This is a genomic window from Alcanivorax sp. UBA3183 (assembly GCF_002364155.1).
GTDB lineage: Bacteria > Pseudomonadota > Gammaproteobacteria > Pseudomonadales > Alcanivoracaceae > Alcanivorax > Alcanivorax jadensis.
The window spans coordinates 44113-55039 of the sequence record NZ_DEXN01000034.1 but is presented as its reverse complement, the minus strand read 5'-3'; the positions used below and the strand labels follow the sequence as shown (position 1 = coordinate 55039).

10 protein-coding genes are annotated in these 10927 nt (G+C 61.5%); 7 read left to right on the top strand and 3 right to left on the bottom strand.

From position 1 onward, the window contains the following. Positions 1 to 1045, bottom strand: a 1045-nt coding sequence (locus tag B3Q33_RS11285; protein ID WP_286827538.1) for a S1 family peptidase, incomplete at its 3' end; no start/stop codon positions are given. Positions 1046 to 1145: 100 nt separating this feature from the next. Further along, positions 1146 to 2087 carry a GGDEF domain-containing protein gene (locus B3Q33_RS11280; protein ID WP_272963089.1) on the bottom strand — a complete coding sequence of 314 codons (942 nt, stop codon included), beginning with the start codon at positions 2085 to 2087 and terminating at the stop codon, positions 1146 to 1148. Between the two features lie 250 nt (positions 2088 to 2337). On the opposite strand from B3Q33_RS11280, the gene ppc reads away from it, so the two are divergent. Then, the gene (gene ppc / locus B3Q33_RS11275) at positions 2338 to 5004 is read left to right on the top strand and encodes a phosphoenolpyruvate carboxylase (RefSeq protein ID WP_272963088.1); all 2667 of its coding nucleotides are present in this window, start codon (positions 2338 to 2340) and stop codon (positions 5002 to 5004) included. Positions 5005 to 5026: 22 nt separating this feature from the next. Here ppc and B3Q33_RS11270 read toward each other — a convergent pair whose 3' ends face one another. Further along, entirely contained in the window at positions 5027 to 5284 is a 258-nt protein-coding gene (locus B3Q33_RS11270) for a CDGSH iron-sulfur domain-containing protein (RefSeq protein ID WP_035249452.1), read from the bottom strand. 262 nt (positions 5285 to 5546) lie between these two features. On the opposite strand from B3Q33_RS11270, the gene B3Q33_RS11265 reads away from it, so the two are divergent. The 6 genes from B3Q33_RS11265 to B3Q33_RS11240 all read left to right on the top strand — a co-directional run bounded on the left by B3Q33_RS11265 (position 5547) and on the right by B3Q33_RS11240 (position 10925). Next, on the top strand, positions 5547 to 6401 hold the full coding sequence (locus B3Q33_RS11265) for a GNAT family N-acetyltransferase (RefSeq protein ID WP_272963087.1): 855 nt from the start codon (positions 5547 to 5549) through the stop codon (positions 6399 to 6401). Positions 6402 to 6549: 148 nt separating this feature from the next. After that, positions 6550 to 7365, top strand: a complete 816-nt coding sequence (locus tag B3Q33_RS11260; protein WP_272963086.1) for a lysophospholipid acyltransferase family protein — start codon at positions 6550 to 6552, stop codon at positions 7363 to 7365. Between the two features lie 205 nt (positions 7366 to 7570). Beyond that, positions 7571 to 8137, top strand: a complete 567-nt coding sequence (gene yeiP, locus B3Q33_RS11255; RefSeq protein ID WP_272963085.1) for an elongation factor P-like protein YeiP — start codon at positions 7571 to 7573, stop codon at positions 8135 to 8137. Positions 8138 to 8146: 9 nt separating this feature from the next. Continuing rightward, entirely contained in the window at positions 8147 to 9190 is a 1044-nt protein-coding gene (locus tag B3Q33_RS11250) for an aminopeptidase (RefSeq protein WP_272963084.1), read from the top strand. Continuing rightward, positions 9181 to 10002 carry a rhomboid family intramembrane serine protease gene (locus tag B3Q33_RS11245; RefSeq protein ID WP_272974873.1) on the top strand — a complete coding sequence of 274 codons (822 nt, stop codon included), beginning with the start codon at positions 9181 to 9183 and terminating at the stop codon, positions 10000 to 10002. The genes B3Q33_RS11250 and B3Q33_RS11245 overlap by 10 nt, the downstream gene beginning before the upstream one ends. Positions 10003 to 10073: 71 nt before the next feature. Continuing rightward, on the top strand, positions 10074 to 10925 hold the full coding sequence (locus B3Q33_RS11240) for a TRAP transporter TatT component family protein (protein WP_272963082.1): 852 nt from the start codon (positions 10074 to 10076) through the stop codon (positions 10923 to 10925). Positions 10926 to 10927: the final 2 nt, after the last annotated feature.

The following is a 10927-nucleotide window of genomic DNA, read 5'->3' as shown; positions in this document are numbered from 1 at the left end:
AGGGCCGACAGCGGTTGCCGGAAAGCAGACCGCTACACCCGGACCAGCCGCCGCTGGCGAAGGTGTTGCCAGTGAGACTAAAGGTCAGAATCGGATTGGTGACGGTGTTTTCCTTGCTGTCGTTTTTCAGGGCCAGGCTCAGCGTTTGGCTGCCGCCCGGGGGCTGGTAGTAATACTGCGGTGGGGGTGTAGGCCATTGGGGGAGTAGGTCGACCAGAGGAATACCGCCGGAAGCGGTCAATACCTCCAGTTCCCGAGTTTCCGCAGACAGATGCGTATAGCCGGATGGAGCCCCGGTGGCGCAGTTGCGCAGGCCGAAGCTGGTCAGGCCGACCAGCCAGGGTTGTCGGTCCCGGTCCAGGAAAAGGGGGCCGCCGCTATCCCCAAAGCAGGAGTCTTGCTGGACACCGTTGACCGGGTTCAGCTCCGCAGCGCACACCGCAAAGTTGGTGATGGTAAGGCTGGATAACTGCCGACAGCGTTGCTGGGGGATGTAGTCCAGCTGCACTTCACGCAACACATTGCTGAGGTTGCCATTACCGGTATTACCCCAGCCCAGGGCGGTGACTGATTCATCCAGCGCTGTGGTACTACGACCTTCTAAATCATTAAAGCTACTTTCGCTGATGATGTTGGGCCAGAGGGTATTGCTACGGGTGTCGATACGCAGCATGGCCAGATCCCGGTTCAGGTTTTGATACTGGCGGTGCAAGAGTATTTGCCTGACGGGGATGCCGTTTTGGGGAACATTGTTGCGATCATCGTCGCCGATAAAGACGAAGGTCTGGTCGGCTTGAGCGGGTGAGCCGTCCAGATATTCCATGCAATGGGCAGCGGTAACCAGCCATTCCGGGCTGAGGTGGCTGGCACCACAAAGCAAATAACCGCTCACGCTGGGATCATCCACGGCCACTTGGGCCATCCACGGCCAGCGATCAACCGGTGCTGGCTCGCCACCCACAATGCGGCCGGTGGCGGTGTCTGCGAGGGTGCTGGATAAGGGGAGTGTGGCTAACCCTGCCAGCAGAGCGATACGACGGAACATGGCAACTGCCTTACACATTTTTCACTATTTTACCGGTTTTCATGGCAAGACAGTGTGAGCTTATGTAGCTGAACAAAATGCACCAAATCGAGGCAGTCTCTCAGTTTATCGGCGGGGCGTGTGCCAGCCAGTGGTCGTTGTCGTTCCGGGTGCGGGCCATGGAGCTCTGCAGGTGGGCCAACGCCTGTTCCAGAGCCGCATCGCCATCACTCAAGGTCATGATCGCAGCACGCAGGCCGGGGTGGCGGTCGCGCAGATCGTTAAGCAGTTGTTCGGCGGCGGCGGTGGCTGTGCAGGGCAGCAGCAAGGCCAGATGTTGTTTGTCATAGCGTGCCGCCACATCGCTGCGGCGGATGCGGTGGGCCACCCGGTTGGCCAACTGGGGTAACTCATCGTGATGCACCAGCGCCAGGGTCATGGGTGATGAAATGCGGTCGTGCAGCGGCACCAGCCAGCCGGCGGTACTGATCAGTGCCTCGCGGCTGATGAAATCCGTATCCGGGTCCCGCCAGGTGGCTTCCAGGGCCGCCCGGGCCAGGGCCTGGTTGCGCCAGATCATCAGCCCGAAATAGAGCATGCAGGCACTCAGGGCGATGACCAGAAACAGGCTCGCCGAGGCAGACGGCGTTGTCACATAGCTCAGCCGGATCGGCAGCACAAAGGCCAGCACGATTTCCGCGCCAGCCAGCATGATCAGAAAGCGTTTGATGCCGTGGAGCAGGCCGTTGCTGAGCACGGCGATAAACAACAGCGCCATGGTGGGCGGCGGGTTGCCCGGGTCCAGTAGCAGCACGATGCCCAGGGTCAGCAAATCCAGACCGGAAGCAAACGCATCGCCATTGGCCGGGCGCCAGAACAACAGCAATAATTGCAGCCCCACATAAGCGGCAAACAACAGCCAGGGTGTCGCTTTGGGCAGAGCAAAGAAGAAACTGTCTGCATGATGGAAATAGATCACGGCCAGGGCGGCGAACAGGGCCCGGGCCAGGTACTGCATGATCACCACACCCTGATCCGAGGTGATACGGCTGGAAGTCGTCATGATTCATCGATCCCCGGTGACTTATTGGAGCCTCTGAATAGCCCTCTGCGTGCCCTTCAGGCCGCTCTGGGAACACAAGGGGTTATTCAGAGGCTCCTTGGCCGCCTATGTTGCGTCAGGGCCCTCCGGGAATAAAGATGTGATGCACGCTAATCTTGTTAAAAATGCGTTTTTTTGCGGTTGTCATGGCCAACGCGAATGTGCTCAGGCATAAAAGGCGATACCGTTCGGCAGTTATGAAGGAGCCACAGTGGATAACAGTGTCAATACGCCCCTGAGAGATGATGTGCGTTTACTGGGGGACTTGCTGGGCCAGTGTCTGCGTCAGCAAGCCGGTGACGATCTCTATCAGACCATCGAAACCATCCGCAAAGCCTCGGTGGCTACCCGCGGCGAGCAGGGAACTGCATTGTCTTCCCTGCGTGATCTGCTCTCGCCTCTGGATGACGCCACCCTGCTGGAAGTGGCGCGGGCCTTCAGCCAGTTTCTCAATTTGAGCAACATTGCTGAACAGCATCACCGTGAACGTCTGCACCGTCAGCATCAGCGTTACCCCGGAGATCCCGGTGGTGATCAGGGTATCGCCAATGTGCTGCAGCGCCTGCAGGAGGAGCAGATCAGCGCTGACGTGATCGACGGCACTCTGCAAGACCTGTCCGTGGAGCTGGTGCTCACTGCCCACCCCACCGAAGTGACCCGCCGCACCCTGATCCGCAAATACGACCAGATGGCGGACCTGCTCGGCGAACTGGACCGGCCGGATCTGACCGATGACGAACTGGCCTTTCGTCGCGAGAAGCTCTACCGCCTGATCCTGGCCGCGTGGAGCACCGATGAGATTCGCCGCGAACGGCCCACCCCGGTAGACGAAGCCAAGTGGGGCTTCGCCACCATCGAGCAGTCCCTGTGGCAGGCGGTACCGGAAATGGTGCGGCAACTGGAGCGGGAGCTGGCCGAGCAGGGCCTGCCCCAGCCGCCAGCGGACTGGGCGCCGGTGAAGCTGGCCTCCTGGATGGGCGGCGACCGGGACGGCAACCCCAATGTGACCGCGCCGGTGACCCGGGAAGTGTTGCTGCTGGCCCGCTGGATGGCCGCGGACCTGTACCTGCGTGACGTGGAAAACCTGCTGGCGGACCTGTCCATGGAAGCGGCCAGTGAGGAATTGCTGGCGGCAACCGGCCCCAGCCATGAGCCTTACCGGGTGATTCTCCGCCAGGTGCGCCAGAGACTGAAGCTCACCCGACGGCAGATGGAAGCCCAGGTAGAAAATCAGCCGGTGCCTGAAGGCGAGGGGTTCCTGCGCCGTGAGCAATTACTGGCGCCCCTGCAACTGATCGACCGCTCCCTGCGCGATGTCGGCCTGGGCGATATCGCCGATGGCGACCTGAAAAACACCCTGCGCCGCCTCAATTGCTTCGGCATTACCCTGTTGCGGCTGGATATCCGCCAGGAATCCACCCGCCATCGTGATGCCGTGGATGCGGTCACCCGTTATCTGGAACTGGGTAGCTATGCGGACTGGCCGGAGGAGCGCAAGCAGGCGTTTCTGGTGGAGGAGCTCCAGGCTCGCCGTCCACTGATTGATGACAGCTTCCACGCCAGTGAGGCATGCAGCGACGAGGTGGCAGAAGTGCTGGCCACCTGCCGAGTGATTGCCGAGCAGGGCAGCGAAGGGTTGGGCGCCTATGTCATCTCCATGGCCCGTGCTCCCTCGGATGTGCTGGCAGTGATGCTGCTGCAGAAGATCGCCGGCGTCAGCGAGCCCATGCGTGTGGTGCCGTTGTTTGAAACCCTGGATGACCTGGACAATGCCGAGGACACCATGTCGGCCCTGCTGGCGGTGCCGTTTTACCGGCAGCGGGTGGCCGGGGGCCAGGAAGTGATGATTGGCTATTCCGACTCCGCCAAGGATGCCGGTTTTCTCGGGGCCGCCTGGGCCCAGTATCGGTCCCAGGAAAAGCTCACCGCCCTGTTTGCCGAACATGACATTCCGCTGACTCTGTTCCATGGCCGTGGTGGTTCTATCTCCCGGGGTGGCTCGCCCACCCGCATGGCGCTGCTGTCCCAGCCACCGGGCTCCGTGGCCGGGCGCATTCGCGTCACTGAACAGGGCGAGGTGATCCGCTTCAAGTACGGCCGCCCGGCGGTGGCCGTGTTCAACCTGGCGCAATATGTGGCTGCCACCCTGGAAGCGACCCTGTTGCCACCCCGGGCGGCCAAGCCGCAATGGCGGGAACAGATGCAGACCCTGACGGATGTCTCCGTGGCCGGGTATCGCAGCGTGGTCCAGGAAGAACCTGAGCTAGTCCGCTACCTGCGCACGGTGACCCCGGAAACCGAGCTGTCCCGGCTGTCCCTGGGCAGTCGCCCGGCCCGCCGCAAGCAGGATGCCGGCATCAGCTCCCTGCGGGCCATCCCCTGGGTGTTCGCCTGGACCCAGATTCGGCTGATGCTTCCTGCCTGGCTGGGTACGGGTGCTGCACTGGAGGCTGCCCAGGCGGACCCGGCGCAAAACGGCACCGTGCAGGAAATGGTGGGCGAGTGGCCGTTCTTTCAGGGCGTGGTGGATATGCTCGAGATGGTGTTAGCCAAGGCGGACCTGCGCGTGGCGGCCTGGTACGAGCAACGGCTGGCCGGGGATGACGTTGATCTGGCCCGGTTGGGTGAAGTGTTACGCGAGCGGCTCACCGGCACCGTGAATGCCTTGTCTGCCCTCACTGGACGTGAAGACCTGCTGGATAACAATCCGGTGATGCGCTGGTCCATCCGGGTCCGCGACCCTTACACGGATCCCCTGCACCTTCTCCAGGCGGAGCTGATGGCGCGCCTGCGCCAGCAGGACGGCGATAAAGTTCTGGAGAGTGCCTTGATGGTGACCATCGCCGGTATTGCAGCGGGGCTTCGCAACACCGGCTAAACGCCTGGCCACGAAGCCGCTCCTACGGGAGCTTTCCCTCTTTCACTTGCACATGGCTGCCATCACAAACCGGCCCCTTGCCGCTGTGTTTGCAGCCGCAGAAGAACACGATCTTGTCCCGTGGGGCGGTGTAGGCCACCGGGGTGATGTCGGTGCCTTTGTGGCTGCCATCACAGTAAGGCTGGTTTTTGCTGCGGCCGCAGGCACACCAGAACACCTTTTCCCCTTTCTTGACCGGCAGAGGGTAGGGCTGCCGGGAAACAGTGACAGGCTTGTCCATAGGGCCTCTCCTTTTCACAAACGGCCGGAGTGTTGGGCGGTGGCGACGTGCTACCTGCATTGCTGCGCAATCGCCTCTCTATATTCAACTCGGAATTTCACTCCTCACTTTTGCTCGCGGCTTCTTGAGTTTCAGCAACCACAGCGCCACTTCCGCGCAACTATTAACTGCTTTTACCCCTTGTCGCACAACTGTCACTCAAGCGTCACTACTGTGCCACGTCCACTGGCGAAACTGCCCGAAACTGCCAGTGGAGTACACTATGCTTGCGCAAGCCGCAGGAAAGATCAAAGCCCTTAGCCCCCACCTAAGAGGGGCCCTGGCCAAGCCGTTTACGGCCACTGCCGATATTCTCCGTTTCCCCCGGGACATGACGGCGGATGCGGAAAATGCCGGACGGTTCAGTGCCTACTTCACCCGTTCCCGGCGGGAAATCATCAAGGTCCAGCGTCTGCGCTACCGTATCTTTTCCCAGGAATATGGCGCCAGCTTCAGCGCTCCCTTCGGGCTGGACCGGGACCGCTTTGATAAACACTGTCTGCACCTGGTGGTGCGCGATAACCACAGTGGCGAGATTGTCGGTTACACCCGTGTGCTGCCCGGCGAACGTCTGCATCGCACCGGCGGTTTCTACTCCAGCGGCGAATTTGATCTGTCCATGCTGCGCCATCTGGATGGCCGGGTGGCAGAGATCGGCCGTACCTGTATCCATCCCGCCCACCGCGGCGGTGCCGTGATCACCGTGCTGTGGGCGCGGCTGGCCCAGTACATGCTCGAAAACGATGTGCGCTACCTGCTGGGCTGCGCCAGCATTGCCCTGAGCGAGGGCTACAACGTGGCCGCCATTCAGCAGCGCATCAACCAGCGTCACCTGAGCGAGCCGGCATTGCGGGTTCAGCCGCACCTGCGCCTGGAGCGCCTGCCGGGCCTGGCCGCCGACGACAACGTGAAAATGCCGCCGCTACTCAAGGCCTACCTGCGCATGGGGGCCCGGGTGTGTGGGGATCCCTGCTGGGACCCGGATTTCAACTGCCTGGATTTCTTCGTGCTGATGGCGGTGGATGACCTGCCGGCCCGCTATGTGCAGCACTTCCTGCAGCCGGCCCAGGCGGTTTAGGAGCGTTGATTGGCGAAGGTCCCGTAGGAGCGGCGCTTGAGCCGCGAAGGTGGAAGGTTTGTCGCAAGCACGTTCGCGGCTCATACCCGCAGGGCACAGAGAGCGCCGCTCCTACGGGGCTTATACGATTCGGCCCAGGCTCTGAACTATGAGTGAAATGAATGATAGCGTCAGCGTCAGCCCTGATATGCAAAGCGGCCTCTGGCCGCAACTGCGTCGGGTATTGAGGGTTGCCCGCATCGTGCTCTATCTGCTGTGGGGCTTTGTGCTGGCATTTCTGCTGGGGGCGTTCTGGTCACCGTATCGGCCCGTGGTGCTGGCGGCCAAGCAGCGCTGGTGCCGGCACTTTCTGCGTATCCTCGGGGTGGAGCTGACGGTAACGGGCAATGCGGTCGACGCCCCGGTGTTTCTGGTCAGCAACCATGTGTCCTGGCTGGATATTCCATTGATTGCCAGCCAACGCCACCTGTATTTCCTGTCCAAGGCGGAAGTGGGTGATTGGCCGTTAATCGGCACTCTGGCCCGGGCCATGGGTACCCTGTTCATCAAGCGAGGCAGCGGCGAGTCCAGTCGCAAGGCCAGGGAAATTGGTGATCGGCTGAAGCAGGGTCACACGGTGCTGGTGTTCCCGGAGGGCACCACCACCGACGGCACCGGCCTGCGCCGTTTCTTTCCGCAGCTGTTCGATGCGCCGCTGATGGCCAATGTGCCAGTACAACCCCTGGCGGTGCGCTACCTGGACGACAGAGGCGCCCCGGATGCCGCCATGGCCTTTATCGGCGACGACGAATTCCACCACCACCTGTGGGCCATGCTACTGCGCAACCGCATCCGCGTGCGCCTGCATTTCTGCGAACCGGTATCGGCACAAGGCACGGATCGGAAGGCGCTGTGTGAGGGTGCGTGGGGGAAGGTGGCGGAGCAGTTGACAGTTGATAGTGGACAGTTGACAGCTCGCGGTTGATTCTTGTCCTTGTTTGCAATGCTTGAGGCCGCGCTCAGTATTTAGGTGCGGCCTCCTGGCTTTCCAAGCTGGGGAAGGTTTTCGCGTTTTTCGCTATCAACTATCAACTGTCCACTGTCAACTGTATTCCTCCTCCCTGTTATCTGGCGCCACACCTTTAAGCTCGGATACCATGTCCTTTTACTCACAAGGACCTTCCCCAGCCATGACCCGCGCCAGCGATCTGAAAAAATCCGATGTTATCGAAGCGAACGGCACCCTTTACGCGATCCGTCAGATCGAGGTGCAGTCCCCCTCGGCCCGGGGGGCGGCGACGCTGTATCGGGTGAAGGCCAGTGCGGTAGGGGGTGGGCCCAAGTTCGAGGAGCGTTACAAGGGGGATGACGACGTGACCACGGTGGAGTTGCTGCGCAGGCCGGTGCAGTTCTCTTACCTGGATGGTGACGATTACATCTTCATGGATAACGAGGATTTCTCCCAGTACCTGCTCAAAGCCGAGGACATCGCCGACGAGCTGGCCTTTATCACTGAGGATACCGAAGGGTTGCTGGCGCTGCGGGTGGACGATGCCGTGATCGGCCTGGAGCTGCCTGCATCCGTGGTGCTGGAAGTCGCCGAAACCGCCCCGGCCATGAAAGCCGCCTCTGCCTCCGCACGCACCAAGCCGGCCACCCTGAATACCGGGCTGGTGGTGCAGGTGCCGGAATATATCGTGGAAGGCGAAAAAGTGCGGGTGAACACCGCCGAACGTAAATTCATGTCGCGGGCCTGATCCCGGATCATGATGTTATTGCGGGTTGTCGCGCTGGCAGGCATGACGCTACTTGCCGGCTGCCAGTTGGGCTACTACAGCCAGGCTGCCAAGGGCCACTTGTCGCTGATGGGTCAGCGGGAACCGCTGGAGGTGGTGCTGGCGGACCCGCAGATACCCCCGCAGATTGCCGATTCCCTGGAGTTCAGTCAGGAGGTGGTGAGCTTTGCCGGGGACCAGCTGGCACTCCCCGCCGAGCACGTCTATCACCAGTATGTGGCGCTGGAGCAGGACGCAGTGGTGTGGAATGTGCTGGCGGCCCCGGCCTGGTCACTCACCCCGAAAACCTGGTGTTACCCACTGATAGGCTGCGTCAGCTACCGGGGGTATTTTCAGCGACCGGCGGCGGAAAAGGCTGCCGCCAAATTGGCTGAGCAGGGCCTGGATACCTATGTGGGCGGCGCCATTGCCTATTCGACCCTGGGCTGGTTTGCCGATCCGCTGACCACGCCCATGCTGCAACGCTCGGAGCCGGCGCTGGCGGAACTGCTGATCCACGAGCTGGCTCACCGGCGTCTGTATATCAAGAATGACACCCGCTTCAATGAATCCCTGGCCACCCTGGTGGGTCGCGAAGGCGCGGTGGATTTCTTTGCCGCCAGTGGCGAGCCGTTGCCGACGGATTTCTGGCAGCGCCGTGAGCAGGTCCGACAGGCCTTTATGGCCATCGTCACCGATACCCGTGAGGCCCTGAAACAGCTCTATACCGCTGAGCAGGATGAGGCGCTGCTGGCCCGGGAAAAAGCCCGCATCCAGCAACAGGCCCGGGAGCGCTTCGCCCGGGAGCAACAAACCCTGCCGGCCCTGGCCGGTTACCGGGGCTTCTTTGACGGACCGTTGAACAATGCCCAGTTAAACGGTGTCAGTGACTACAATGATCATGTGCCGGCCTTTGCCCGCCTGCTGGAACAATGCCGGCGGGACTGGGGCTGTTTCTGGCAGCAGGTGGAAAACCTGGCCGAGCTGGATACCCTGCAACGTACCGAGGCCCTGAAGGAGCTCTCATGGAACTGATCCGCACCCCGCAACCGGAACTGGCCGAACTGTTTGAGCATACCCTCAAGCGCAATGGCTTTGCGGTGGCGCGCCGTGAGGAGGGCAGTGAGCAGATCATCGATCTGCAGGACCCGGCGCAGTACAACCATGCCAAGGCTCTGCTGGAAGAGCTGATCACCGATCTCAAACACCAGCAGGGTCGCCAGCCGGTGGAGCCCCTCACCGGGCGGCCTCAGCCACTGATGTCCGGGGGATGGTTCGCCAGCCTGGGCTGGGTGACCCGCATCGTGTTGATTGTCAGCGTGCTGGTGTATCTGACGCCGTATCTGATGGGCGATGGCGTCTACCGGGCGCTGCTGTTCCCGGCAGCACTGGACGGGCTGGCCAGCCAGCCCTGGCGGCTTGTGACCCCCATGCTGCTGCACTTTTCCCTGCTGCACCTGCTGTTCAACCTGCTCTGGTGGTCGGACCTGGGTCGCCTGATCGAGCGGTTCCAGTCCAGCGGGCAGCTGGTGCTGGTCACTCTGGTCACCGGCATTACCGCCAATGTGGCCCAGTTCTTCCATACCGGGCCCATGTTCGGTGGTCTGTCCGGGGTGGTCTACGGGCTGCTCGGTTACCTGTGGATCTATGGCAAGGTGAATCCCCAATCCGGTTACCCCCTGCGCCGAGAGATTGTCATCTTCATGCTGGCCTGGATGGTGATCTGCTTTGTGGGGCTGTCCAGTGTGGTGGCCAACGCTGCGCATCTGGCGGGGCTGGTCAGCGGCTGTCTGCTGGGGGCCGGTTTCGGGCTCTGGCGCCGGGCACAGGGGGCCGGCGCCGTTTGAGTTAGCCCGGTCGTACTGCTATAAAGACTCCCAAACAAATGGTCACAATAATGAAAGGATACCGGCGACCTATGCAGTGGCGCTTCCTACCCGGGTTTGTCCCCTCTCTCCTCGTTGCAGCGGTGGTTTCCTTGCAGGGCTGTTCCCTGGCCAGCATCGACGACAACCTGCCCTATGGCGTACTCAACAACAATGACCTTGAGCTGGTGGCTGAGGGCCTGCCCACCTATCTGTTGATGGTGGACGGCCTGATCGAAAACTGGCCTGACAGCGCTTCCATGCTGGCCAGCGGGGCGGATCTATACGGCGCCTACGCGGGACTGTTTGTGGAAGACCCGAAACGGGCCCGCAAGCTCAGCGACAAGGCCCTGGGCTATGCCTTCCGCTCCGCCTGTGCCCACGATAGCGATTACTGCAATCTGCGTGACCTGTCGGTTCCCGAGTTCGAGGAACTGCTGGAAGATGCGGACGAGGGCGATGTGCCCATGCTGTTCACCCTGGGCAGCGCCTGGGCCGGTTATATTCAGCAGAACACCAGCGACTGGAATGCGGTGGCCGAACTGGGACGCGTGGAAGCCATCATGGAGCGCGTAGTGGTTCTGGATGAGGGTTACCAGTATGGCCAGGCGCACATGTACCTGGGTGTGCTGAGCAGCATCCTGCCCGCGTCCCTGGGCGGTAAGCCGGATCAGGCGAAGGCCCATTTTGAGCAGGCCATGACCCTGTCAGAGGGCAAGAACCTGTTGGCCCCGGTGCTGTTTGCGGAAAAATATGCCCGTTTGGTGTTTGACCGTGAACTGCATGATAGCCTGCTGGAAGATGTCCTTACCGCTGATCCGCAGGTGCACGGTCTGACCCTGCAGAATACCTATGCGCAGGAGCAGGCCGAAGCCCTGCTCGCCGACGCTGACGATTATTTCTAGGA

What these genes read in the sequence shown, in the direction of transcription:
- B3Q33_RS11280 (WP_272963089.1), bottom strand. Translation starts at nt 2,087, where the DNA reads ATGACGACTTCCAGCCGTATCACCTCGGATCAGGGTGTGGTGATCATG.
- B3Q33_RS11270 (WP_035249452.1), bottom strand. Translation starts at nt 5,284, where the DNA reads ATGGACAAGCCTGTCACTGTTTCCCGGCAGCCCTACCCTCTGCCGGTC.
- B3Q33_RS11265 (WP_272963087.1), top strand. Translation starts at nt 5,547, where the DNA reads ATGCTTGCGCAAGCCGCAGGAAAGATCAAAGCCCTTAGCCCCCACCTA.
- B3Q33_RS11260 (WP_272963086.1), top strand. Translation starts at nt 6,550, where the DNA reads ATGAGTGAAATGAATGATAGCGTCAGCGTCAGCCCTGATATGCAAAGC.
- yeiP (WP_272963085.1), top strand. Translation starts at nt 7,571, where the DNA reads ATGACCCGCGCCAGCGATCTGAAAAAATCCGATGTTATCGAAGCGAAC.
- B3Q33_RS11250 (WP_272963084.1), top strand. Translation starts at nt 8,147, where the DNA reads ATGATGTTATTGCGGGTTGTCGCGCTGGCAGGCATGACGCTACTTGCC.
- B3Q33_RS11245 (WP_272974873.1), top strand. Translation starts at nt 9,181, where the DNA reads ATGGAACTGATCCGCACCCCGCAACCGGAACTGGCCGAACTGTTTGAG.
- B3Q33_RS11240 (WP_272963082.1), top strand. Translation starts at nt 10,074, where the DNA reads ATGCAGTGGCGCTTCCTACCCGGGTTTGTCCCCTCTCTCCTCGTTGCA.